General features: G+C 54.5%; 22 protein-coding genes. 10 read left to right on the plus strand and 12 right to left on the minus strand.

The features are described from left to right. Window positions 1-33: 33 nt before the first annotated feature. From HV127_RS11940 to idnO, 3 genes are read right to left on the minus strand one after another with little or no spacing between them, the layout of a single operon-like run. A complete protein-coding gene (locus HV127_RS11940) occupies window positions 34-501 on the minus strand; it encodes a YhcH/YjgK/YiaL family protein (RefSeq protein ID WP_182236269.1) in 468 nt (155 codons plus the stop codon). Next, a complete protein-coding gene (locus tag HV127_RS11945) occupies window positions 498-1,028 on the minus strand; it encodes a gluconokinase (RefSeq protein ID WP_112215570.1) in 531 nt (176 codons plus the stop codon). The genes HV127_RS11940 and HV127_RS11945 overlap by 4 nt, the downstream gene beginning before the upstream one ends. 14 nt (window positions 1,029-1,042) lie before the next feature. Beyond that, window positions 1,043-1,807 (minus strand): gluconate 5-dehydrogenase, encoded by a 765-nt coding sequence (gene idnO, locus HV127_RS11950; protein WP_182236271.1) that lies wholly within the window; start codon window positions 1,805-1,807, stop codon window positions 1,043-1,045. A 412-nt stretch (window positions 1,808-2,219) separates the two neighbouring features. Here idnO and HV127_RS11955 point away from each other — a divergent pair, with 412 nt between their 5' ends. The 7 genes from HV127_RS11955 to HV127_RS11985 all read left to right on the plus strand — a co-directional run bounded on the left by HV127_RS11955 (window position 2,220) and on the right by HV127_RS11985 (window position 9,637). Next, entirely contained in the window at window positions 2,220-3,212 is a 993-nt protein-coding gene (locus HV127_RS11955; protein WP_181483634.1) for a LacI family DNA-binding transcriptional regulator, read from the plus strand. Window positions 3,213-3,422: 210 nt separating this feature from the next. Beyond that, the gene (locus HV127_RS11960; protein ID WP_182236273.1) at window positions 3,423-4,373 is read left to right on the plus strand and encodes a 2-hydroxyacid dehydrogenase; all 951 of its coding nucleotides are present in this window, start codon (window positions 3,423-3,425) and stop codon (window positions 4,371-4,373) included. Window positions 4,374-4,445: 72 nt separating this feature from the next. Next, window positions 4,446-5,750 (plus strand): MFS transporter, encoded by a 1,305-nt coding sequence (locus tag HV127_RS11965; RefSeq protein ID WP_182236275.1) that lies wholly within the window; start codon window positions 4,446-4,448, stop codon window positions 5,748-5,750. 95 nt (window positions 5,751-5,845) lie between these two features. Beyond that, the gene (gene kefF / locus HV127_RS11970; RefSeq protein WP_110272616.1) at window positions 5,846-6,379 is read left to right on the plus strand and encodes a glutathione-regulated potassium-efflux system oxidoreductase KefF; all 534 of its coding nucleotides are present in this window, start codon (window positions 5,846-5,848) and stop codon (window positions 6,377-6,379) included. After that, window positions 6,372-8,237 (plus strand): glutathione-regulated potassium-efflux system protein KefC, encoded by a 1,866-nt coding sequence (kefC, locus tag HV127_RS11975; protein ID WP_182236277.1) that lies wholly within the window; start codon window positions 6,372-6,374, stop codon window positions 8,235-8,237. The genes kefF and kefC overlap by 8 nt, the downstream gene beginning before the upstream one ends. Before the next feature lie 198 nt (window positions 8,238-8,435). After that, complete coding sequence (gene folA, locus HV127_RS11980; RefSeq protein WP_112215565.1) at window positions 8,436-8,915, plus strand: type 3 dihydrofolate reductase; 480 nt, start codon at window positions 8,436-8,438, stop codon at window positions 8,913-8,915. A 92-nt stretch (window positions 8,916-9,007) separates the two neighbouring features. Beyond that, a complete protein-coding gene (locus tag HV127_RS11985) occupies window positions 9,008-9,637 on the plus strand; it encodes a plasmid pRiA4b ORF-3 family protein (RefSeq protein WP_182236279.1) in 630 nt (209 codons plus the stop codon). Between the two features lie 282 nt (window positions 9,638-9,919). Here the strand turns inward: HV127_RS11985 and apaH are convergent, their stop codons facing one another. The 6 genes from apaH to lptD are packed head-to-tail and all read right to left on the minus strand — an operon-like array spanning window position 9,920 to window position 16,697. Beyond that, window positions 9,920-10,768: a bis(5'-nucleosyl)-tetraphosphatase (symmetrical) ApaH gene (gene apaH / locus HV127_RS11990; RefSeq protein WP_182236281.1), complete on the minus strand. Its 849-nt coding sequence runs from the start codon at window positions 10,766-10,768 to the stop codon at window positions 9,920-9,922. A 4-nt stretch (window positions 10,769-10,772) separates the two neighbouring features. Next, window positions 10,773-11,150, minus strand: a complete 378-nt coding sequence (gene apaG / locus HV127_RS11995) for a Co2+/Mg2+ efflux protein ApaG (RefSeq protein ID WP_110272612.1) — start codon at window positions 11,148-11,150, stop codon at window positions 10,773-10,775. Window positions 11,151-11,152: 2 nt separating this feature from the next. After that, window positions 11,153-11,974, minus strand: a complete 822-nt coding sequence (gene rsmA, locus HV127_RS12000; RefSeq protein WP_110272611.1) for a 16S rRNA (adenine(1518)-N(6)/adenine(1519)-N(6))-dimethyltransferase RsmA — start codon at window positions 11,972-11,974, stop codon at window positions 11,153-11,155. Continuing rightward, entirely contained in the window at window positions 11,971-12,960 is a 990-nt protein-coding gene (gene pdxA, locus HV127_RS12005) for a 4-hydroxythreonine-4-phosphate dehydrogenase PdxA (RefSeq protein WP_182236283.1), read from the minus strand. Before pdxA ends, rsmA begins: the two co-directional genes overlap by 4 nt. Continuing rightward, window positions 12,961-14,247, minus strand: coding sequence for a peptidylprolyl isomerase SurA (gene surA, locus HV127_RS12010; RefSeq protein WP_182236285.1), 1,287 nt, complete (start codon window positions 14,245-14,247; stop codon window positions 12,961-12,963). A gap of 53 nt (window positions 14,248-14,300) precedes the next feature. Continuing rightward, window positions 14,301-16,697: an LPS assembly protein LptD gene (gene lptD / locus HV127_RS12015; protein ID WP_182236287.1), complete on the minus strand. Its 2,397-nt coding sequence runs from the start codon at window positions 16,695-16,697 to the stop codon at window positions 14,301-14,303. Window positions 16,698-16,941: 244 nt separating this feature from the next. On the opposite strand from lptD, the gene djlA reads away from it, so the two are divergent. Beyond that, complete coding sequence (gene djlA, locus HV127_RS12020) at window positions 16,942-17,766, plus strand: co-chaperone DjlA (protein ID WP_181483625.1); 825 nt, start codon at window positions 16,942-16,944, stop codon at window positions 17,764-17,766. Between the two features lie 31 nt (window positions 17,767-17,797). Here djlA and HV127_RS12025 read toward each other — a convergent pair whose 3' ends face one another. Both HV127_RS12025 and HV127_RS12030 read right to left on the minus strand, forming a co-directional pair. Further along, window positions 17,798-18,496 carry a response regulator gene (locus tag HV127_RS12025; RefSeq protein ID WP_182236289.1) on the minus strand — a complete coding sequence of 233 codons (699 nt, stop codon included), beginning with the start codon at window positions 18,494-18,496 and terminating at the stop codon, window positions 17,798-17,800. Further along, on the minus strand, window positions 18,486-20,111 hold the full coding sequence (locus HV127_RS12030) for a sensor histidine kinase (RefSeq protein ID WP_182236291.1): 1,626 nt from the start codon (window positions 20,109-20,111) through the stop codon (window positions 18,486-18,488). The genes HV127_RS12025 and HV127_RS12030 overlap by 11 nt, the downstream gene beginning before the upstream one ends. A gap of 323 nt (window positions 20,112-20,434) precedes the next feature. Here HV127_RS12030 and HV127_RS12035 point away from each other — a divergent pair, with 323 nt between their 5' ends. Together HV127_RS12035 and citX are read left to right on the plus strand one after the other, a co-directional pair. Next, window positions 20,435-21,790, plus strand: a complete 1,356-nt coding sequence (locus HV127_RS12035; protein WP_181483622.1) for a 2-hydroxycarboxylate transporter family protein — start codon at window positions 20,435-20,437, stop codon at window positions 21,788-21,790. Window positions 21,791-21,958: 168 nt separating this feature from the next. Beyond that, window positions 21,959-22,498, plus strand: coding sequence for a citrate lyase holo-[acyl-carrier protein] synthase (gene citX, locus HV127_RS12040; protein WP_110272603.1), 540 nt, complete (start codon window positions 21,959-21,961; stop codon window positions 22,496-22,498). An 82-nt stretch (window positions 22,499-22,580) separates the two neighbouring features. Here citX and rluA read toward each other — a convergent pair whose 3' ends face one another. Next, window positions 22,581-23,240 carry a bifunctional tRNA pseudouridine(32) synthase/23S rRNA pseudouridine(746) synthase RluA gene (gene rluA, locus HV127_RS12045; protein WP_110272602.1) on the minus strand — a complete coding sequence of 220 codons (660 nt, stop codon included), beginning with the start codon at window positions 23,238-23,240 and terminating at the stop codon, window positions 22,581-22,583. Between the last annotated feature and the right edge of the window lie 8 nt (window positions 23,241-23,248).

A 23,248-nucleotide genomic window follows, 5' to 3' on the forward strand; every position in this document is an offset into this window, starting at 1 on the left:
GGCCCCGCGAGGAGTGCGGCGGGGCCGGTTGATTTAAAGTAAGGCGTAGTCAATTTTGACGATAATTTTGCGCAATGCCGCGCCTGCATCCATCGCGGCCATGGGCCGGTGTAGTTCGCCTGGGAACAGGATTGCCAGCTCTTCAGGATGTAGGTGAATCAGCGTTTCGCTGCTGATTGCCTGGCAAAAGCCAATATCATGCGCGGTATTAAACGGCCCATCGTCAACGATCTCCAGACCCTTGTTACCGGCACCGATAACCTCCTCACCTCTCAGCACAATATGAATATCTATGTACTGACGATGATATTCCGGGCGTTGCTCCGCCAGTGGTTTAGTGCTGCCTTCAACAACGGTAAAAAACAGATTATCGCCATCAACGGTATATTTCCCCGGAGGCAGGGCGTGCGGCTCCTGTTGCAAAACCGCCTGCAGCGCTTTGCGGATAACCGGCGGGTAAAAGCTATTTTGGGCGGCGGCGGTTAAGGTATCAATAATCATGCCGGTATCTCCTGTCGTTGATGATGGTCGAGTAGCGTGATGGAGTGCGCCACAATGCTCGCGACATCGGGGGCGATATCGACGGCTAAAATGTCGCTTTCGCTGGCGTCTGGCGTTTCCAGCGCGGCGAACTGGCTGCGCAGCAGGGCTTCAGGCATAAAGTGGCCTTTGCGCGCCTGCATACGCTGCAAAATGCAGTCGTAGTCACCGGTCAGCCACAGGAAGCGTAAATGGGGATTGCCCTCACGCAACTGGTCGCGATAGCGCTTTTTCAGCGCCGAACACACCAGCACGCCGGACTCGTTTTTCTGCCCGAGACTGAAAATAACATCGCCAATACGCTCCAGCCACGGCTGGCGATCGTCATCATCAAGCGGCTGACTGGCGGCCATTTTGACGATATTTTTGCGAGGATGCAGATCGTCGCCATCGATAAATTTCGCGCCAAGCGCCTGGGCTAAGGCCTGACCGACGGTGGTCTTGCCGGTGCCGGATACACCCATCAAAATAATGCATTGTCCTGCCATGGTGAACTCCTTGTTCAGACGGCGACCAGCATTCCGCCGTCGACGAACAGCAGATGGCCATTAACGAAATTCGAGGCGTTGGATGATAAAAATACTGCTGCGCCGACCAGCTCCTGCGGGTCACCCCAGCGAGCGGCGGGTGTGCGTTTGCACAGCCAGTCGGTAAAGGCTTTATCGTCAACCAGCGCCTGGGTCATGTCGGTTTTAAAGTAGCCTGGCGCAATACCGTTGACCTGGATGTTATAGCGCGCCAGCTCGACGCACATCCCACGGGTCAGCATTTTTACTGCGCCTTTCGCCGCAGCGTATGGGGTTATCGTGTCGCGCCCGAGTTCGCTCTGCATTGAGCAGATATTGACGATTTTTCCCTGCTGGCGGTCAATCATGCGTTTGGCGACGGCTTGGGAAACGAGAAATACGGCGGTTTGGTTGACCGAAATAACGTCGTTCCATTCCTGTACCGGAAATTCGGTAAACGGGTGGCGGCGCTGAATTCCGGCATTATTAAATAATACGTCGATAGGGCCAATTTCATTTTCGATTTGATTAATGGCATTTTCAACGGCATCAGCATCGGTAACATTAAATACTGCCGTATGGGCAGTCGCGCCTACATCGCGTAATTTCATGACCGCATCATCAGCGCGCGAGGCCGAAATATCATTAACAATAATTTCTGCACCATATTGCGCAAGGCCCTGCGCCATGACAAATCCAATTCCCTGTCCTGCGCCAGTAATTAAAATGCGTTTGCCTTGTAAGCTGAAAAGGTCTTTCATTTTGATATCCTGATTAACGGCTGAATATATCCCGTCATACTTCAAGTTGCAGGTGTGTTGACTGCGCTCGTTCACCCGAATCACTTACCTGAGTAAGCTCATCGGGATTCACTCCCTTGTCGCCTTCCTGCAACTCGAATTATTTAGGGTATAAATAATGTTGTGCCCGGTGATTCTGATTTCCTGAATAACGAAAGCGGAATGACCTGTGCTCTATCTCACGGATTTTCGACGGGTAAAACTGTGATACAGATCACTTAAAACCATGTTACTAAAAGGGGTTACGCTAAACGTGAGGCGGGGCGGAAATTACCATCGCTCAACGGGTTAACTCGTCAGTGGTAAGATTCTCTTTTTAACCCACGACAGGCATAATGGCCTGATGCAGTGGATGTATTTGACGGGCCGATAGATGAAAGCACAACGCATTACGCTCAATGATATTGCAGCGCTGGCGGGCGTAACCAAGATGACCGTCAGCCGCTATTTACGTACCCCGGATAAAGTGAAGCCTGAAACGGCGGAGCGTATTGCCAGCGTGATTGCCGAAATTGGCTATGAGCCGGACCCCGATAATCCGGCGATGATCAGCGTTGTCGTCCCGCGCATTGGCGTGCTTATTCCCTCCTTTCATAATCAAATTTTTGCCGATCTGCTGGCTGGAATTGAGTCGGTCACCACCGCGCACGGTTATCAGACGCTGGTGGTGAACTACGATTACGACCGCCAGCGCGAAGAGGAGCAGATCGCCGCCGTGCTGGCCTTTAACGTCAAGGGTCTGCTGTTAACCGAGTCGGCGCATACTTTGCGGGCTGACAAATATCTCAATGCGGCGAAAATTCCCGTGGCTGAAGTGATGGGGCTGACAGACAACGTCGGGCGCATCAATGTCGGCTTCGATAATTTTAAAGCCGGGTTCGATATGACCAACATGCTGCTGGCGAGCGGCAAGCGGCGGGTTATCTACTTTGGTTCGATGTCTGATGTGCGTGATGAGCAGCGCTATGCCGGTTACTGTCAGGCGATGGCGAATGCCGGATTGCCGCAAGGGCGTATCGCGCCGAATAAGGTATCGTCGGTGTCGATAGGCACCGGAATGATGACCCTGGCGCGGCAGATGTATGCCGATATGGACGCGATTTTGTGCACCAATGACGATCTGGCAGTTGGCGTGTTACAGGAATGCCTCGCTTGCGGTATCAATGTGCCGCAGGAGCTGGCGATTGCGGGTTTTCATGGCCTGGAGATAGGGCAGATAATCTCTCCGCGCCTCGCCAGCGTGCTGACCCCGCGCTTTGAGATGGGCAAAGTGGCAACAGAGATCTTAATCAAGAAAATCAAAGGGCTGCCCACTATCGAAAAAGTCGATCTGCATTATCGGCTGTCGATGGGCGAAACCATTTAACCCTGCCTGAACGGCGATGGCTCGGTGTTAGCAGAAGGTTAACGCATCGTCCACCGTACTCCCGCCGCAAGCCGGTTTTGTCTTAGCGATCACGGAGAGCGTAACAGCTATTTTTAACACGATTCAGCGTGACGCAGATCGCAAAAAACCACACAAAAAACCCGTTTGATAGTGACTACCGTCGTACTGAACTATCAAACAGGTGATCTGATGAATAATGCTATTACCCGCGCCGTCCTTTTAGTGGCCCCCGTTATTGACGCTCTGCAGGCGCAACTGGCTGCAGAGTTTCCGCTGTATCGCCTGTATGAGCAGGAAGACCCGATCGCTTTTCTGCGCGAGCAGGGGGAAAACATTGCCGCTGTAGTGACCCGAGGCGATGTTGGCGTACAGAACAGCGTTCTGGAGCTGCTGCCGCACGTTGGGTTGATTGCTATCTTCGGCGTGGGTACTGATGCAGTTGATTTAGATTTCGCTCGCTCCCGGCAGATTGCCGTCTCTATCACTTCCGGCGTGCTGACCAATGATGTTGCCGATCTGGCGATGGGGCTGCTGCTGGCCGGTTCGCGTCAGCTGTGTCAGGGCGATCGTTTTGTGCGTGAGGGGCGCTGGCTGAACGGCGGACTGCCGCTGGCAACCCAGGTGAGCGGCAAACGTATTGGCCTGCTGGGGATGGGCAATATTGGTCAGGCTATCGCCCGCCGCGCGAGCGGGTTCGATATGGAAGTGCTCTACACCGATCGCAAAAAGGTTAAAGGACTGCGCTATCAGTGGTGCGCGGACCTGCACACGCTGGCCCACGAAAGCGACTTCCTGGTGATCGCGGCTTCGGGCGGCGAAGCTAACCGCGGGCTGATTGATGCTTCCGTGTTTAACGTCATGCCGAAACATGCCTGGCTGATTAATATCGCCCGTGGTTCGCTGGTGGACGAGAAAGCGCTGATACATGCGTTACAAAACGGTGTTATCGCTGGGGCCGGTCTCGACGTCTTCGAAGATGAGCCAAACGTACCAGCTGAACTCATTGCGCTCGACAATGTGGTCCTGCAACCACACGTTGCCAGCGCGACTCATGAGACGCGGCAGAAAATGAGCGATGTGGTATACGCCAACGTTGCCGCTTATTTCTCCGGCGCGGAATTACCCAACGCGATTAATTAATTATCATCTCTTTTTCTCTGTCCCTACGCTCACTTTATTACAATGATAACCTCTGCATAGAGAGTGCGATATATGAACGATAAAATCCCCAGCACCCGCTGGTTGCGTATTATTACGCCGGTGTTGATCGCCTGTATTATTTCGTTTATGGACCGGGTTAATATTAGTTTTGCGCTGCCCGGCGGAATGGAAACCGATTTAGGTATTACCAGCCAGATGGCCGGTGTCGCCAGTGGAATATTTTTTATTGGTTATTTATTTCTGCAAATACCCGGCGGCAGAATTGCGGTAAACGGCAGTGGGAAGAAATTTATTGCCTGGTCGCTGGTGGCCTGGGCGGTGGTCTCTATTGCCACCGGTTTTGTCACTCACGAATATCAGCTGCTGGTACTGCGTTTTATTCTCGGCGTCTCTGAGGGCGGAATGCTGCCGGTGGTGCTGACCATGATCAGCAACTGGTTCCCGGAGAAAGAGATCGGCCGGGCGAATGCTTTCGTGATGATGTTTGCTCCGCTGGGCGGCATGCTGACCGCGCCGGTATCGGGTGCGATTATCGCGGCGCTTGACTGGCGCTGGCTGTTTATCATCGAAGGCCTGCTGTCGATAGTGGTGCTGGTAGTGTGGTGGTTCATGATTAGCGACCGTCCGGAAGAGGCGCGCTGGTTGCCGGAAAGCGAGCGTCAGTATCTGGTCACTACCCTGGCCGCCGAGCGGGCGGCAAAGCTGGCGGAAGCGCCGGTAAGCAACGCGCCGGTTAAAGATGTGTTCCGCAACCCTGGCCTGATGAAGCTGGTGATCCTCAATTTCTTCTACCAAACCGGTGATTATGGCTACACGTTGTGGCTACCGACCATCCTGAAGGGGCTGACCGGCGGTAGCATGGCCAGCGTCGGGTTCCTCGCCATACTGCCGTTCATGGCGACGCTGGCAGGAATCTACGTGATTTCGCTGTTCAGCGACCGCAGCGGCAAACGTCGTCTGTGGGTTCGTTTCTCGCTTTACTGCTTCGCAGCAGCGCTGGTGGCCTCGGTAATATTGCGTGAACATGTGGTGGCGGCCTATATCGCGTTGGTGGTCTGCGGCTTCTTCCTGAAATCGGCAACCAGCCCATTCTGGTCAATGCCGGGACGTATCGCCTCGCCGGAGGTGGCCGGTAGCGCGCGCGGCGTGATTAATGGCCTGGGTAACCTTGGTGGGTTCTGCGGTCCTTATCTGGTGGGGGTGATGATTTATCTTTACGGGCAGAACGTAGCGGTTTGCGCGCTGGCCGGATCGTTAATCATTGCCGGGACTATTACCTTCCTGCTGCCGAAGAAGTGCGACCTCGATACCGCTCAGCCGGATGCCGCGATCGCTAAACAACCGCGGAATGCGTAACACTATGAGATATAAATCACACTTATCATTGTAAGCGATTCAATTAACTGTCTACACTCTTGCTGATTACAACAAGAGTTAACGCAGGCGAATCAATGATTCTTATAATTTATGCACATCCCTATCCGCAGCACTCGCATGCGAATAAGCGGATGCTTGAGCAGGCAAGGACGCTTGATGGCGTAGAGATACGCTCTCTCTATCAACTTTATCCCGATTTTAATATCGATATCGCCGCCGAACAGGCGGCGCTGGCTCGCGCCGATCTGGTCATCTGGCAGCATCCGATGCAGTGGTATAGTGTGCCGCCGTTGCTGAAGCTGTGGATGGATAAAGTTCTGTCGCACGGCTGGGCATACGGCCACAACGGCATCGCGCTGCGCGGTAAATCGCTGATGTGGGCGGTGACCACCGGCGGCGGCGAAAGCCACTTTGCTATCGGTTCATTCCCCGGTTTTGACGTTCTGGCGCAGCCGCTGCAGGCGACGGGTTTGTACTGTGGCATGAAATGGCTGCCGCCGTTCGCCATGCATTGCACCTTTGTCTGCGATGACGAAACCCTTCAGGCGCAGGCGCGTCATTATCGGCAACGCTTAATCGAATGGCAGGAGGCGCACAATAATGGATAGCCATACGCTCATACAGGCGCTCATCTATTTGGGGTCCGCCGCGCTGATTGTGCCGATTGCCGTACGTCTTGGGCTGGGGTCGGTGCTCGGCTACTTAATCGCTGGCTGTATTATTGGCCCGTGGGGGCTGCGGCTGGTCACCGACGCCGAGTCGATTCTGCATTTTGCGGAAATCGGCGTGGTGCTGATGCTTTTTGTCATCGGCCTGGAGCTGGATCCGCAACGCCTGTGGAAGCTGCGCGCCTCGGTGTTCGGCGGTGGGGCGTTGCAGATGGTGGTCTGCGGGGCGCTGATCGGCCTGTTCTGCATGTCGCTTGGCCTGCGCTGGCAGGTGGCGGAGCTGATTGGTATGACCCTGGCGCTCTCCTCAACGGCGATTGCCATGCAGGCGATGAACGAACGCAACCTGACGGTGACGCAGCTGGGCCGGAGCGCCTTTGCGGTGTTGCTGTTCCAGGATATCGCGGCAATTCCGCTGGTGGCGATGATCCCGCTGCTGGCGGCGAGCGGCGGTTCAACGACGCTGGGGGCGTTTGCTCTGTCAGCGCTGAAGGTGGCGGGCGCGCTGGCGCTGGTGGTGGCGCTCGGCCGCTATCTGACCCGGCCTATGCTGCGCTTTGTTGCGCGCTCCGGTCTGCGTGAAGTGTTTAGCGCCGTGGCCCTGTTTCTGGTGTTTGGCTTCGGACTGCTGCTGGAAGAGGTCGGGCTATCGATGGCGATGGGGGCGTTCCTTGCCGGAGTATTGCTGGCAAGCTCCGAGTACCGCCACGCGCTGGAAAGCGATATTGAGCCGTTTAAAGGCCTGCTGCTGGGATTATTTTTCATCGGCGTCGGGATGTCTATTGACTTCGGTACCCTGGTGACTCACCCGCTGCGCATACTTATTCTGCTGGTGGGTTTCCTGGTGATCAAGTCCGTGATGCTGTGGCTGATTGCTAAACCGTTAGGCGTGCCGCGCTCCCAGCGCCGCTGGTTTGCGGTGCTACTTGGGCAGGGAAGCGAGTTTGCTTTCGTGGTCTTCGGCGCGGCGCAGATGGCTGATGTGTTGGACAGCGAGTGGGCGAAGGCGCTGACCCTGGCCGTTGCATTATCGATGGCGGCGACGCCAGTCCTGCTGGTTTTGCTGACCCGTCTGGAAAAATCCGCCAGCGGTCAGGAGCGTGAAGCCGATGAGATTGATGAAGAGCAGCCGCGAGTCATCATCGCCGGATTCGGTCGCTACGGGCAGATTGCCGGTCGCGTGCTGCTCTCCAGCGGCGTGAAGATGGTTATCCTCGATCACGACCCAGACCACGTCGATACCCTGCGTAAGTTTGATATGAAAGTGTTCTACGGCGATGCGACGCGGGTTGATCTGCTTGAATCGGCGGGGGCGGAAAAAGCTGAAGTGCTGATTAACGCCATCGACGATCCGCAGACTAATCTGCAGCTGGCGGAACTGGCGAAAGAGCACTTCCCGCATCTGCAAATTATCTCTCGCGCCCGCGATGTCGATCATTACATCAAGCTGCGTCAGGCCGGAGTGGAAGCGCCAGAGCGTGAAACCTTTGAAGCGGCGCTGAAGTCCGGGCGTATGACCCTCGAAGCGCTGGGGCTGGGGGCATATGAGGCTCGCGAGCGTGCCGATCTGTTCCGCCGTTTCAATCTGCAAATGGTCGAAGAGATGGTGGCGATGGCGGAAAATGATGCGGCTTCCCGGGTGGCGGTGTTCAAACGCACCAGCGATATGCTGACCGGCATTATCAACGAGGATCGCAACCATTTATCGCTGGTTCAGCGCCATGGTTGGCAGGGGACGGAAGAGGGACGGCACACTGGCGATATTGCCGATGAGCCACAGAATAAGCCCTCGGCCTGACGATGAATTACGCGTGTTACGCTAGCTTTACAAGTAACAATTTGTTTTCAATTTAGATCCTGTTCTGGCGGCTCACGTGGCTTACGTGGGCTTGCCAGCAAATCTTAAAATTTTCTGATTCTTTACTCTTCGCCCAGTCGACGAAGTATTACGCTTTCCGTATAGTGGCGGCAATTTTTTGCATTCGGGAATTAATCAATGATCAGTCTGATTGCGGCGTTAGCGGTAGATCGCGTCATCGGTATGGAAAACGCCATGCCGTGGAATCTGCCTGCCGATCTCGCCTGGTTTAAGCGCAATACCTTAAACAAGCCGGTAGTCATGGGTCGTCTGACCTGGGAATCCATCGGACGCCCGTTACCGGGGCGTAAAAATATCGTAATTAGCAGCCAGCCCGGCACCGACGATCGCGTGCAGTGGGTGAAGTCCGTTGATGAAGCCATTGCCGCCTGCGGCGATGTTGAAGAGATGATGGTGATTGGCGGTGGTCGCGTTTACGAGCAGTTTTTGCCGAAAGCGCACAAGCTTTATCTGACGCATATTGATGCGGAAGTGGAAGGCGATACCCATTTCCCGGATTACGATCCGGACCAGTGGGAGTCGGTATTCAGCGAGTTTCACGACGCTGATGCGCAGAACTCCCACAGCTACTGCTTCGAGATTCTGGAACGCCGCTAAATCATGATTCTCCTCCCCGGTAGCGCAAGGTTGCCGGGGGTTGGTGTAAGCTAACATTCTGAATGTATAGCGCTCATCAAAAGGAGATTTGCATGAACAAATTCTATCAGTTGAAAATCACCCTCAAAGATGTCAGCCCGCCTGTCTGGCGTTCCTTCGTCGTACCTGCCGATATTACTCTCGATCGCCTTCATGATGTGATTCAAATTGTGATGGGGTGGGAGGATTGCCATCTTCACAGCTTCAAATTCAAAAATAAGGTCTGGCTTGAAGAGCCTGAATCCTTCGATGATGAAGATGAAGCGTTGACCCGCTTAAATGAACTGCTCAAGAAAAGTGGTAACACTCTGACCTATACATATGATTTTGGTGATGATTGGGTGCATGAAATCGTCCTCAAAAATAAAAATTTCATTGAAGAGGACGCCATCCCTTTACCTTTTGGTTGCATTGACGGCAGGATGCGTTGTCCTATGGAAGATTGCGGGGGGCCTGACAGCCATATGCACTTACTTGATATCCTTAGCGATCCGCAAAAAAACCAACAAAATAAAGAGGATTTCGAGGCGCTGCTGGATTTTATTGAACAGCCAGATGCCGATCCGCAGAAAATGATGGAGCATTTGTATACATTTGATTCTGACGAAGTGAACGCTGCGTTGGTGCTGTATGCTCGTTGGTCCAGGGACCGTGCGCTGCCTTTGGCTGAAGAGGTTTATTAATTCATGAATCCGCCAGTGGAGTATTCATTTGACGCGGATATTATGCCCGGATACGCGCTCTTTTAGAGTTTGGGGCTGATGAAAAACCGGCTCAGATATTGTGCTCGTAGTTCTGCCGGGCGGCGGCTGACGCCTTGCCCGGCCTACAAAACCCACAATATCAATAAATTGTGCATTTTTCGTAGGCCCGGTAAAGCGCTAGCCGCCACCGGGCAATTCCAGAGAGGTGCACTGTGTCAGCAGCCTGAGTGCTCTTTCCGTGCGCTATTCGGGACGCTTTGTTCAGGAGGCGATCGCCTCGCCTTCATCCATATTTTTCTGTCGATTCGACGGCTGCGTGAAGTACATTTTATCTTCCCAGCGCAGACAGGTGAGATCTCCGCCCCAGCAGCAGCCGGTATCCAGCGCGTAAATGCCTTCCGGCGTTCCTTTTCCTTCCAGCGAAGCCCAATGACCGAAGGCGATGCTGTATTCGCTAGCCACCGGGCCAGGAATGGCGAACCACGGTTTGAGCGGTGCGGGGGCGCTTTCCGGCGCTTCTTTGGCATACATATCCAACTGACCGTTCGGGAAGCAGTAGCGCATGCGGGTAAAAGCGTTGGAGATAAAGCGCAGGCGTGCCAGACCGCTGAGCTCGTTGCTCCAGTTGTTCGGCATATCGCCGTACATGGCATCGAGGAAGAACGGGTAGGAGTCGCTGGACAGCACCGCTTCAACATCGCGGGCGCACTGTTTGGCGGTTTCCAGATCCCACTGCGGAGTGACGCCTGCATGAGCCATCACCAGCTTTTTCTCTTCATCGATTTGCATCAGCGGCTGGCGGCGCAGCCAGTTGAGCAGCTCGTCAGCATCCGGTGCTTCAAGCAATGATTTCAGCCGGTCTTTCGGCTTGTTACGACTGATACCCGCGAACACCGCCAGCAGGTGTAAGTCGTGATTGCCCAGCACGGTGCGTACGCTATCGCCGAGTAGCTTAACGAAACGCAGTACTTCCAGAGAGCCGGGGCCGCGCGCGACCAGGTCGCCCGTGAGCCACAGCGTATCAGCCTCAGGATTAAACTCCACCTGCTCTAATAATGCGATCAGTTCATCGTAGCAACCGTGAACATCGCCAATAAGGTATGTAGACATTGTTTTAATGGATGAGAGTGGGTACTGCGAGACGGAAAACAGGGACATCAACGGAGAACGGCGCGCCGTTCACATCGATCATCTCATAGTGTCCCTGCATGGTGCCCAGCGGCGTTTCAATGACCGCGCCGCTGGTATATTGAAATTCGCCGCCGGCCGGAATATGCGGCTGCTCGCCGACAACCCCTTCACCCTGAACTTCGGTCTCACGACCATTGCCGTTGGTGATAAGCCAGTAGCGACCAAGAAGCTGAACCTGAGTCCGCCCCAAATTACGCAGGGTGACGGTATAAGCGAAAACGTAGCGCTCTTCTTCCGGAGAAGATTGCGATTCGATATAGACGCTTTGTACCTGCACACAAACTCGGGGCGAATTGATCATGGCTAGCTCTCCTTGGTGGGCGCGTTCTCAGATAACCAGTTAGCTAACTGACAATACTGCGCCACGGAAATATTTTCTGCGCGCTTCGCCGGGTCGATACCCAGCTCGGTCAGAACCTCGACGCTGAACAGATTGCCGAGGCTATTACGGATCGTTTTCCGACGCTGGTTGAAAGCCTCGGTGGTGATGCGGCTCAGCACGCGAATCTCTTTCACCGGATGCGGCAGCGTGCGGTAAGGCACCAGACGCACGACGGCAGAATCCACTTTAGGTGCTGGTGTAAAGGCGCTCGGCGGAACTTCAAGTACCGGAATTATCTGGCAGTAATATTGCGCCATCACGCTCAATCGACCATACGCCTTACTGTTCGGCCCGGCAACCAGACGATTGACGACTTCTTTTTGCAGCATAAAGTGCATGTCGGCAATGGCATCAGTATAGCTGAACAGATGGAACATCAGCGGCGTGGAGATATTGTATGGCAGGTTGCCAAACACGCGCAGCGGCTGGCCCATGGTCTGCGACAGCTCGCGGAAGTTCATGGTCATGGCATCTTGCTGATAAATCGTCAGCTTCGGTCCGAGGAACGGATGCGTTTGCAAACGTGCAGCCAGATCGCGGTCCAGCTCGATAACGGTCAACTTGTCGAGGCGTTCACCGACCGGCTCGGTTAGTGCGGCAAGGCCGGGGCCGATTTCAACAATCGCCTGATCTTTTTGTGGATTAATGGCCGAGACAATGCTGTCGATCACGAACTGATCGTTGAGAAAGTTTTGCCCGAAACGTTTACGGGCTAAGTGGCCCTGATGGACTCGATTATTCATTGGGTATTAACAATCATTTTGATGGCGAGATTAAGCGCCGTGATAAAACTGCCGACTTCCGCTTTTCCCTGGCCCGCAAGTTCAAGTGCGGTACCGTGGTCAACGGAGGTGCGAATAAAAGGTAAACCGAGCGTAATATTCACGCCGCGGCCAAAGCCCTGGTATTTTAGCACGGGCAGGCCCTGATCGTGATACATCGCGAGTACCGCATCGGCATGGTCGAGATATTTTGGCTGAAACAGGGTGTCTGCCGGTAGCGGTCCGCTCAGGTTCATGCCCTTTGCGCGCATCTCTTCAAGTACCGGAATAATCGTATCGATCTCTTCCGTTCCCATGTGACCGCCTTCGCCTGCATGCGGGTTCAGGCCGCAGACCAGCACGTGCGGGTCATTAATGCCAAATTTGGTGCGCAGGTCGTGATGCAGAATGGTGATGATTTCACGCAGCAGGTCTGGCGTAATCGCATCGCTTATCGCTTTTAGCGGCAGATGAGTGGTCACCAGCGCCACGCGCAGCTCTTCGGTTGCCAGCATCATCACCACTTTACTGGCCTGTGAGCGCTCTTCAAAGAACTCGGTGTGGCCGGTAAAGGCGATACCTGCATCGTTGATAATGCCCTTATGTACCGGCCCGGTGATCAGCGCGGCAAATTCGCCGTTCAGGCAGCCATCGCAGGCGCGGGCCAGCGTGTCGACCACGTAACCACCGTTGCTAACGTTAAGCACACCTGGCTCAACCGGTGCTTTTAGAGCGACAGGGAGAAGCGTCAGGGTGCCTGCGCGCTGCGCTGAGGCAGGAACGGTGGGGTCGTAAGGCCGAAGGGATAAAGGAAGACCGAGCAGGTTTGCTCGGTCGGATAACAGGGCGCCATCGGCGCAAATCACCAGCTCTACCGGCCAGTCGCGCTGCGCAAGCTGCACGACGAGGTCGGGGCCAATCCCGGCGGGTTCGCCGGGAGTGATAACGACTCGTTGTGTACCGGTCATTTAGTTACTCAGAACTTTAACGTACGCGCTGGCGCGCTGTTCCTGCATCCAGGTAGCCGCTTCTTCGGAGAATTTACGGTTCATCAGCATGCGGTAAGCACGGTCTTTCTGCGCGGCGTCGGTTTTGTCGACGTTGCGGCTATCCAGCAATTCAATCAGGTGCCAGCCGAAGGATGAGTGAACCGGAGCGCTGGTCTGGCCTTTGTTGAGGCGCAGAATCGCGTCGCGGAACGCCGGATCGAAAATATCCGGAGTTGCCCAACCTAAATCACCGCCCTGGTTAGCAGAACCAGGATCTTCAGAGAACTCTTTCGCCGCCTGAGCAAAGGTGGTTTTGCCGCTCTTAATATCCGCTGCAATTTGTTCAAGCTTCGCCCGTGCTTGGGTGTCGTTCATGATAGGCGACGGTTTCAGCAGGATGTGGCGAGCGTGAACTTCGGTAACGGAGATACTTTTGCTGCCGCCGCGCATATCGTTAATTTTCAGGATATGGAAGCCAACGCCGGAACGAATCGGGCCAACGATATCGCCTTTCTTCGCGGTGCTTAGCGCCTGAGCGAAGATGCCCGGCAGTTCCTGAATACGACCCCAGCCCATCTGGCCGCCTTTCAGCGCCTGCTGATCGGCAGAGTAGGTGATGGCTAATTTGCCGAAGTCTGAGCCGCTACGCGCCTGCTCAACGACTGAGTTTGCCTGATCCTGAGCCTCTGCAACCTGCTCGGAAGTTGGGTTTTCCGACAGCGGGATCAAGATGTGGCTGAGGTTCAGCTCAGTGCTGGCGTCATTCTGATCGCCAATTTGTTTTGCCAGGGTTTCTACTTCCTGCGGCAGAACGGTGATGCGACGACGAACTTCGTTATTACGCACTTCCGAAATCGTCATCTCTTTGCGAATCTGACTACGGTAGGTGTTGTAGTTAATGCCGTCATAGGCCAGACGACTGCGCATCTGATCCATTGACATATTGTTCTGCTTAGCGATGTTGGCAATGGCCTGGTCGAGCTGATCGTCAGAGATCTTCACGCCCATTTTCTGGCCCATCTGCAGCACTATCTGATCCATGATCAGACGTTCGAGGATCTGATGACGCAGGGTGGCGTCATCCGGCAGCTGCTGCCCGGCCTGGCCGGCGTTAAGTTTTACCGATTGCATCAAACCAGCGACGTCGCTTTCCAGAACAACGCCATTATTGACGACTGCCGCTACTTTATCGACAACCTGTGGGGCAGCGAAACTGGTATTCGCGATCATGGCGATACCGAGAAGCAGCGTTTTCCAGTTCTTCATACTTTTTCCATTTCAATTAACCGCAATTGCGGATTACGTTTAAACCAGCCACATCACAGGGAGCTCTGGTACGGTAAAATGTTCGAACGCAGCATCTGCTGGGTGCCGAGGCCGTAATTGGAGCTCAGACCACGCAGCTCGATGTTAAAGCCGAAGGTGTTGTCGTATTTGCTTTCGCTGCTGCTGTTATCCCAGCCGTTGATCTTACGTTCATAACCGACACGGATAGCGTAGCAACAAGAGCTATACTGCACCCCTAACATCTGATTTGCTGACTTTCTGGTATTCGTGTCGTAGTAGTACGCGCCAACGACTGCCCAACGATCGACGATTGGCCAGCTGGCGGTCATCCCCACCTGCGAAATACCATCTTTATATTGCTTCGCGGTGGAATACGATGGCAGAGTCGCCTGAATGTATTCCGGACTCGCGTAACGATAGTTAAGCTGTACTAAACGGTTTTCGTCGCGACGGTATTCCACGGTTCCGCTGCCGGTAGCGACGTTATCCAGACGCGTATCGTACTGAATTCCCCCGCGTAAACCCCAGTCATCGGTGATGCGCCAGTAGGTATCGCCAGCCCATACCAGTGAACCCCGCGTGTCGTTGTTCTCCCAGTTGATGTTGTCATCACCGGTACGTGCCTCGGTGAAATAGTAGATTTGACCAACGGAAACATTAAAACGTTCAACTGCGGCGGCATCATAAACGCGAGATGTGACGCCGGTGGTTAGCTGATTGGCTGAAGCTATACGGTCGAGGCCGCTGTACGAGCGGTCACGAAACAGGCCGCTGTAGTCAGATTGCAGCAGCGTTGAGTCGTAGGTACCAATGTGACTCTGGTCACGATAGGGGATGTACAGATACTGCATACGCGGTTCGAGCGTCTGGGTATAGCTCTCTTGCATATCGCGTTCGAACACCATTTTTCCATCAACTTTAAACTGCGGCATCACACGGTTAGCTGAATCTTTTAGAGCATTTGCGGAATCAAGTGCATTTCGATTTGAGTCCGAAGGATTGTTGCTGTATTGCCGCTTGGTATAAGAGCGGTATTCATCAAGATTATTCTGCTGATAGTGGGTTGCCAGCAGTTTTGCTTCGGTATTAATGCTGCCCCAGCCGTTAGACAGCGGCAGATCGATAGTCGGCTCGAAGTGAAGCCGGGTTGCTTCCGGCATGTTGCTGTTCGAGTTAACGAAATGCACCGCCTGCCCGTAAAAATGGGTATCAAACGGGCCGACATCGTTCTGATAGTAGTTCACGTCCAGCTGCGGCTCAGCGGAATAGGCGTTGCTTGAGTCGCGGTCAAAGACCTGGAACTGCTTGGTCGATACGGTCGCGTCAAAGTTCTGATTGGCGTAGCCCGCGCTTAATTTTTGCGTAGCGTAGCCATCGGTACTGGAACCGTATTTGGAGCTGAAATCGTTAAAGTAGTCCGGGTCGCTGACTTTGGTGTAGTCGGCATTGAAGCGCCACACCTGGTCTACGACGCCAGAATGGTTCCAGTAGAACAGCCAGCGGCGACTGTTGCTGTCGCCAGAGTGATCGTCCTGATAGATTTTATCCGACGGCAGGTAGTCGAACTCAAATAAGCCGGTTCCTGCCTTAGTCAGGTAGCGAAATTCGTTTTCCCACATCACGCCGCCACGCTTGCTCATATAGTGCGGGGTGATGGTGGCATCAAAGTTCGGCGCGATATTCCAGTAATAAGGAAGATAGAATTCTGCGCCGTTTTTGGTGCTGTATTTAGCGTTAGGGATCAGGAAGCCTGAACGACGCTTATCGCCCACCGGCAGCTGCAGGTAGGGACTGTAAAAAATCGGTACCGAGCCGAGCTTAAAGCGTGCGTTCCAGATCTCCGCGACCTGCTCTTCGCGGTCGTGGATAACTTCGCTGCCGACGACGCTCCAGGTGTCAGAGCCCGGCAGACAGGAGGTAAAGCTGCCGTTTTCTAAAATGGTATAGCGGTTTTCACCGCGCTGTTTCATCAGGTCAGCGGTACCGCGCCCCTGACGGCCAACCATTTGGTAGTCGCCCTGCCAGACGTTGGTATCTTTGGTGTTCAGGTTCGACCAGGCCTTGGGCCCTTTCAGGATAACCTGATTGTCGTCGTAGTGAACGTTGCCGAGCGCATCGACCGTGCGTACAGGCTGCGGCTGACCCGCGGCCTGCTGTTGATGGAGCTGAACTTCATCGGCCTGCAGGCGGCTATTACCCTGATTGATATCAACGTTGCCGGTAAAAACGGCGTTATCAGGATAATTACCCTTCGCATGATCGGCATCGATCGTCACCGGCAGGTCGTTGGGTTTCCCTTCAACCAGAGGACGATTGTAGCTTGGGACGCCAAGCATACACTGCGTGGCGAGATCGGCAGCGAGGCCCTGTTGGCTATACAAGGCGCTGGCAATCATGGTGGCCAGGAGGCTGGGAATACGTTTTTTCATACGTTGTATTTGTTGTTCCGTCATCGTGTGGCAGCGGCTTGCAAACGGTCAGAGCCTAACGTACTCATCTTAATCGCGCTAGTGTTAATCCTGCCCGTTTCGAACCCGAGCGTTAGGCACCGTGTAGAATGACGAGTATGATAAAGCAAATTATAGGCTATGTCCCACAATTGACCGAGGCGTCAACGCTTTGTAATGTGCGGTCAGATATAGCTTAACTGGCGGCAGAGAGATTGGGGAGTCTATGCAGTATTTGGGTAAAATAATTGGCGTTGCGGTTGCGTTAATGATGGGTGGCGGCTTCTGGGGCGTGGTGCTGGGCTTCTTAATTGGACATATGTTTGACCGGGCGCGCAGTCGTCGGCTGAATGTTTTTACCAACCAGCAGGAGCGTCAGTCGCTATTCTTCTCCACTACCTTCGAGGTGATGGGGCATCTGACTAAATCCAAAGGGCGCGTCACCGAAGCGGATATCCACGTCGCCAATTTACTGATGGATCGCATGAGCCTGCACGGTGAAGCGCGCACCGCGGCGCAGCACGCGTTTCGAGTCGGAAAATCAGATGATTACCCGCTGCGTGAGAAAATGCGCCAGCTGCGCAGCGTCTGTTTTGGTCGGTTCGATTTGATTCGGATGTTTCTGGAAATTCAGCTGCAGGCGGCCTTCGCTGACGGCGACCTGCACCCCAACGAACGCGAAGTGCTGTTTGTCATTGCTGATGAGCTAGGTATCTCCCGCGCCCAGTTTGAGCAGTTCCTGCGTATGATGCAGGGCGGCGCGCAGTTTGGCGGCGGTTCGCAGCAGTCATACGGGCAGCACGGCGGCAACGCTGGTTGGCAGCAGGCGCAGCGCGGACCAACTCTTGAAGATGCCTGTAATGTGTTGGGGGTAAAGCCGACCGACGATGCCACCACCGTCAAGCGCGCCTATCGTAAGCTGATGAGCGAGCATCATCCGGATAAACTGGTAGCGAAAGGTTTACCGCCGGAAATGATGGAGATGGCTAAGCAAAAAGCGCAGGAAATCCAGAAAGCCTGGGAGCTGATTAAAGAGCAGCGCGGATTCTAAATTACTGGCCTCTCCTCGTCGGGGAGAGGCGTCAGGATGCGCTTACGGCGCGACGATACATACGGCGCGGATGGCCAATCTTCCCGTACAGCATCTCCACTTCCAGAAAGCCAATTTCCACGCAGTGCTCCAGATAGCGCCGGGCAGTGGTTTTGCTTAATCCTGCCTCGCTAACCACTTCATCCACCGAAAAGCAGCGATCCTCTCTGCCGGTAAACAGGTTTTGCACCAGCGCCAGCGTTTTCTCCTCAATGCCTTTACTGCCGCTGTCGGTACGGTAGTTTTTGGCCTGTAGTTGATACAGCGAATCGACGTTCTGCTGGTCGACAATCTTCCATTCGCGCTGTTGATCGTAAAACTGCACAAACCGCTCCAGCGACTGGCTCAGGCGCTTCCATGACACCGGCTTGAGAATGTAATCGAAAGCGCCGTTGCGGATAGCCAGGCTACAGGTTTCCATATCGCTGGCGGCAGTGATAAAAATCACCGAGCAGTGGGCATTAGCCAGAACAGGATCGGTCATCAGCGTGACCCCTTTACCATCCGGCAGGTAGTTATCGAGCAGCACCAACTGCGGTGGCCTGGTATTGAGCATTTTCCGCGCTTGAGTGAGTGAGGCTGCTATACCCACCAGACGCATGCGCGGGTGTTTCTGGATAAGCTCGGCGTGCAGCCGCGCCAGTTCGTTTTCATCTTCGATGATCAGGACATCGACCAGGTCATGATGCATAGTGCGTCTCTTGTTGCGGATGAACAGGCCCATCAGCGGGAATAAACAGCGTGAAAATCGCGCCGCGCGGCGTGTTATCGGACACTTCAATTGTGCCGCCCGCCTGAGTGACATAACGTTCAATAAGATACAGACCCATGCCGTGATCGCCACGGGTTTTGGTGGTAACACCGCGTTCAAAAATGCGCTCGCGGATTTCCGCACGAATACCAACCCCGCGGTCAGCCACTTCAATCATTAACTCCCGGGCGTTCAACTGGATCAGAACCTCAACCGGTTCGTGCGGCAGTTCGGCACGCTGAGTGGCTTCAATGGCGTTATCCAGCAGGTTGCCGATGATAGAAATTAACTCGGACTCCATCAACGACGGCAGAGGACGGTCGATACGACAGGCCGGGTCAAAGCTCAGCTCAACACCTTTTTCCCGCGCCCTGGCGGCTTTACCCAGCAGCAGTCCGCAGAGCGTCGGTGAATTAAAGTGCGATGAGATAAAGTCCAGCAGCTCCTGAGCATGTTCTGACTGCGCCTGAATATAGCGAATCGCCTCATCATAGTGGCCCAGATGCAGTAGTCCGGATAGCGTGGTCATGCGGTTTAGCTGCTCGTGACGCATGATGCGCAGGTTGTCGACGTAGCGTTTGACCTGGCTGAGCTGGGCGCTAAGGGAGTTGATTTCGTCGCGGTCGCGGAAGGTAATTACCCAGCCCTGTAGCGAATCCTCCAGCATGATACGCACCCGGCTGGCGAGCACGGTAAGCTGATTAAAGCGACACAGCTCATCGTGGGTATCGCTTTCGAGCATTTCTGTGCTGGCGAAAAACGGTTGCGGGGTGATGACATTATCGATCGACTTACCACGCAACTGGTGTGCGGGCTGGCTCAGCCCGAGCAGGCTGCGGGCGGCATGGTTTATCACTTTAATTCGCCGATTGTGGTCAATCACAATCACCCCTTCGTATATCGACTCCATCATCGCTTTTTGTTGGCGCACCAGCAGGCCGATTTCCCGCGGCTCAAGCGAGAAAATCTGCTTCTTGATGCTGCGGGTGAAGTACCAGGAGAAGACAAACAGCGCGATAAGCAGCAGTACGGCGGCGACGAAAATATTAATCACTTTTTCCAGCGTGATGCTGTCGAGGTAGCTGGTGAGATAGCCAACGGAGACAATGCCGACAACCCGTCCCGCATCATCGAGAATCGGTGCTTTGCTGCGTAGCGAAATGCCGAGCCCGCCTTTACGGATGGTGGTGGTGCTTTTCCCCTCCAGCACCGCCTGGTTATCGCCGCCAACTAACCGCGTACCGACCCATTCCGGATGGACCGAGTGAAATAGATGCACTCCCCGCTTATCGCCAATCACGATAAAGCTGGCATCGCTGTGGGCGGCGATATTTTGCATAAACGGTTTTATCGCCTGCGGGTCTTCAAGTGCCACCTGCTGGCGTAAATTCGGCATTAAAGCAATTTCTTCTGCCTGTATTTTAGCGCGGGCGCTCATTTCCTGATAAAACTGATGGCTGGCATCGAAATAATAATAAACCCCCAGCAGTGCGAACAGAACTGAGAAAAAGGCGACCAGCGAAATGAACAACTTAAATTGAAATGAAACTTTCATAAGTATGATGCACAGTATCAGGGATGCGGCACTTTATCATCTTTTGCGCTGCCGACATCATGGCTGAAGGAAACTTGTGAACGCCTACACAGGCGTCAGGGAACCAGAATTATCCGCTGGCGGTGAATTTATCAAGGTGAATTAGCAGGTAGATTTAAAACCATAAAAACCACGCTAATAAATCAGAGAAATATCACATAAATAATAGAAACCATAAAAACCATAGTGACCATTAAAACTTCGTTCTTAATCTGGCGAGACTCACATTAAGTCTGCGTATGGCCCTCTAACCTGAAAAGTAATAATAACCAGAGGGCTTAATTATGAGCACCACAGACAATGCATTCTCTGCAACCATCGATCCTATTAATACGCCGAAAGCACCGCTCAAGCAGCGCTGGTGGCATATCCTCGATAACTGGAAAGTCGGTATTATCCCGCTGCCGCTGTTTCTACTAGCCGGTGGCCTGATCGCGCTGGACTGCCTGGGCGGCAAGCTGCCGAGCGACATTGTGGTGATGGTGGCAACGCTGGCCTTTTTCGGCTTTGCCTGCGGTGAATTCGGTAAGCGTTTGCCGGTTCTGGGCAAGCTCGGCGCGGCGGCGATCTGCGCGACGTTTATTCCCTCCGCGCTGGTGCACTACGGCCTGCTGCCGGATGTGGTGGTGGAATCGACCACCAAGTTCTATAAGTCGACCAACATTCTCTATCTCTACATTTGCTGCATCATCGTCGGCAGCATCATGAGCATGAACCGTACCACGCTAATTCAGGGCTTTCTGCGGATTTTCTTCCCGATGCTGTGCGGAGAAATCGTTGGCATGCTGGTTGGCGTTGGCGTAGGTACCGCTCTGGGGCTGGAGCCGTTCCAGGTATTCTTCTTTATTGTCCTGCCGATTATGGCTGGCGGCGTAGGCGAGGGGGCTATCCCGCTGTCGATAGGCTATGCCGCGCTGATGCATATGGATCAGGGCGTTGCGCTGGGCCGCGTGCTGCCGATGGTGATGTTGGGTAGCCTGACGGCGATTGTTATCTCCGGCTGTTTAAACCAGCTCGGCAAGCGTTTCCCGCATTTAACCGGCGAAGGACAGCTGATGCCAAACCGCCGCAACGAAACGCACCGTGAAGAGTCCGCTGAGGGAAAAATGGATGTGACGACGCTGGCCTCCGGCGCGCTGCTGGCTGTGCTGCTGTATATGCTGGGAATGTTGGGTCAGAAGATGATTGGCCTGCCGGCTCCGGTGGGGATGTTGTTCCTCGCAGTACTGCTGAAACTGGCTAACGGTGTCTCTCCGCGTCTGCAGGAGGGCTCGCAGATGGTGTATAAATTTTTCCGCACGGCGGTGACCTATCCGATTCTGTTTGCCGTTGGCGTGGCGATCACCCCCTGGCAGGAGCTGGTCAACGCCTTCACCGTGAGCAACCTGCTGGTGATTATCAGCACCGTGTCGGCGCTGGTGGCGACTGGCTTTGTGGTGGGGAAAAAGATAGGTATGCACCCGATTGATGTGGCGATTGTTTCCTGTTGTCAGAGCGGTCAGGGCGGCACCGGCGACGTGGCGATTCTGACTTCCGGCAACCGCATGAACCTGATGCCGTTCGCGCAGATCGCAACAAGAATTGGTGGTGCGATTAATGTTTCATTGGGTCTGCTATTCCTCAGTCATTTTTTAGCCTGATTTAACTTTTTTGTAACAGTTAAGTCTGCTTTTTCGTGCTAAATGGCGCAGAAAATTTCTGCGCCCCGTCTCCAAAACAGGGATCGTTTAGCGATACAATCAGCGCCATTATTCGCTATTGCGACGACAGCCCGATCGCTGTCTTTTATTAAGTGAGGAGAGGAACAAATGTCAGTGGATACTCTCGCCCGTGAGGGCGTAAGCATGGAAGCGCTGCTGGCGGCGAAAGAGCAGCGTGCGGCTCGCCAGGCCGACTGGTTAGCCCATTATCAGCAGCCGGTGATTTCGCTGACCCTGGTGACGCCGGGTGCGGTGAAAGACAGCATTCGCTACCGTAATATGATGGGTGTGGCGCTGCAGGCCTGCGATCAGATGCTGTGGAAACATCGCTGGCAAACGCTCGATCGCCAGGTATTGTGGCTGCCGACCGGCCCGGAAGCGCTGTGGTGTGTTGATCACGCCGCCAGTGAAATCAAAGCGTTTTGCTCGGAGCTGGAACAGACTCATCCGCTGGGTCGCCTGTGGGATATCGACGTGATTTGCCCGAAAAATGGCCTGGTTGGTCGTCAATCAATGGGTGAAAATCAACGCCGCTGCCTGCTGTGCGAAGAACCCGCACACGCCTGCGCCCGCAGTCGTCGTCATGATACCGGGCTGGTTGTCGCTCGCGTCGAGAAAATGATTGATGCGTGGTTTGCCCGCGATTAACGCGAACTTCTCGTTTGCTGAATAAGCGATGGGATAGCCCGGGTGAGCCGCTAGCGGCACGACCCGGGACAGTTCTGAACGATTAGAAATCGACGGGGGCGCGAAACGTCATCGCGTTACCGAACGATGGGTGGGTGATGGTCAGCGTTTCAGCGTGCAGCAGCAGACGCGGCGCCATGGCCAGCGCTTCTGGCGAGGCGTAAAAGCGGTCGCCAAGAATCGGATGGCCCAACGCCAGCATATGCACGCGCAGCTGATGCGAACGTCCGGTAATCGGCTTGAGGCGCACGCGGGCGGTATTATCCTGTGCGAACTCCAGCACTTCATACTCGGTTTGCGCCGCTTTGCCGGTTTCGTAACACACCTTCTGCTTTGGCCGGTTCGGCCAGTCGCAAATCAGCGGTAAATCCACCAGACCTTCCGCTTTTTCCGGATGCCCCCACACGCGGGCGACGTACTGCTTTTTCGGCTCGCGTTCGCGGAACTGACGCTTCAGCTCGCGCTCGGCTGCTTTGGTCAGCGCCACCACAATCACGCCGCTGGTGGCCATATCCAGGCGGTGCACTGACTCAGCCTGTGGGAAGTCGCGCTGAATGCGCGTCATTACGCTGTCTTTGTGTTCCTCCAGCCGCCCCGGCACGGACAACAAGCCGCTGGGCTTGTTGACCACCATAATGTGCTCATCCTGATAGAGGATAACCAGCCAGGGATCCTGTGGCGGATTGTAGTTTTCCATCGCCATATTCGCGT

The sequence above is a fragment of the Klebsiella sp. RHBSTW-00215 genome, assembly GCF_014103785.1.
GTDB lineage: Bacteria > Pseudomonadota > Gammaproteobacteria > Enterobacterales > Enterobacteriaceae > Klebsiella.

Coding starts and splice junctions, on each gene's coding strand:
- HV127_RS11940 (WP_182236269.1), bottom strand. CDS start 501: ATGATTATTGATACCTTAACCGCCGCCGCCCAAAATAGCTTTTACCCG.
- HV127_RS11945 (WP_112215570.1), bottom strand. CDS start 1,028: ATGGCAGGACAATGCATTATTTTGATGGGTGTATCCGGCACCGGCAAG.
- idnO (WP_182236271.1), bottom strand. CDS start 1,807: ATGAAAGACCTTTTCAGCTTACAAGGCAAACGCATTTTAATTACTGGC.
- HV127_RS11955 (WP_181483634.1), top strand. CDS start 2,220: ATGAAAGCACAACGCATTACGCTCAATGATATTGCAGCGCTGGCGGGC.
- HV127_RS11960 (WP_182236273.1), top strand. CDS start 3,423: ATGAATAATGCTATTACCCGCGCCGTCCTTTTAGTGGCCCCCGTTATT.
- HV127_RS11965 (WP_182236275.1), top strand. CDS start 4,446: ATGAACGATAAAATCCCCAGCACCCGCTGGTTGCGTATTATTACGCCG.
- kefF (WP_110272616.1), top strand. CDS start 5,846: ATGATTCTTATAATTTATGCACATCCCTATCCGCAGCACTCGCATGCG.
- kefC (WP_182236277.1), top strand. CDS start 6,372: ATGGATAGCCATACGCTCATACAGGCGCTCATCTATTTGGGGTCCGCC.
- folA (WP_112215565.1), top strand. CDS start 8,436: ATGATCAGTCTGATTGCGGCGTTAGCGGTAGATCGCGTCATCGGTATG.
- HV127_RS11985 (WP_182236279.1), top strand. CDS start 9,008: ATGAACAAATTCTATCAGTTGAAAATCACCCTCAAAGATGTCAGCCCG.
- apaH (WP_182236281.1), bottom strand. CDS start 10,768: ATGTCTACATACCTTATTGGCGATGTTCACGGTTGCTACGATGAACTG.
- apaG (WP_110272612.1), bottom strand. CDS start 11,150: ATGATCAATTCGCCCCGAGTTTGTGTGCAGGTACAAAGCGTCTATATC.
- rsmA (WP_110272611.1), bottom strand. CDS start 11,974: ATGAATAATCGAGTCCATCAGGGCCACTTAGCCCGTAAACGTTTCGGG.
- pdxA (WP_182236283.1), bottom strand. CDS start 12,960: ATGACCGGTACACAACGAGTCGTTATCACTCCCGGCGAACCCGCCGGG.
- surA (WP_182236285.1), bottom strand. CDS start 14,247: ATGAAGAACTGGAAAACGCTGCTTCTCGGTATCGCCATGATCGCGAAT.
- lptD (WP_182236287.1), bottom strand. CDS start 16,697: ATGAAAAAACGTATTCCCAGCCTCCTGGCCACCATGATTGCCAGCGCC.
- djlA (WP_181483625.1), top strand. CDS start 16,942: ATGCAGTATTTGGGTAAAATAATTGGCGTTGCGGTTGCGTTAATGATG.
- HV127_RS12025 (WP_182236289.1), bottom strand. CDS start 18,496: ATGCATCATGACCTGGTCGATGTCCTGATCATCGAAGATGAAAACGAA.
- HV127_RS12030 (WP_182236291.1), bottom strand. CDS start 20,111: ATGAAAGTTTCATTTCAATTTAAGTTGTTCATTTCGCTGGTCGCCTTT.
- HV127_RS12035 (WP_181483622.1), top strand. CDS start 20,435: ATGAGCACCACAGACAATGCATTCTCTGCAACCATCGATCCTATTAAT.
- citX (WP_110272603.1), top strand. CDS start 21,959: ATGTCAGTGGATACTCTCGCCCGTGAGGGCGTAAGCATGGAAGCGCTG.
- rluA (WP_110272602.1), bottom strand. CDS start 23,240: ATGGCGATGGAAAACTACAATCCGCCACAGGATCCCTGGCTGGTTATC.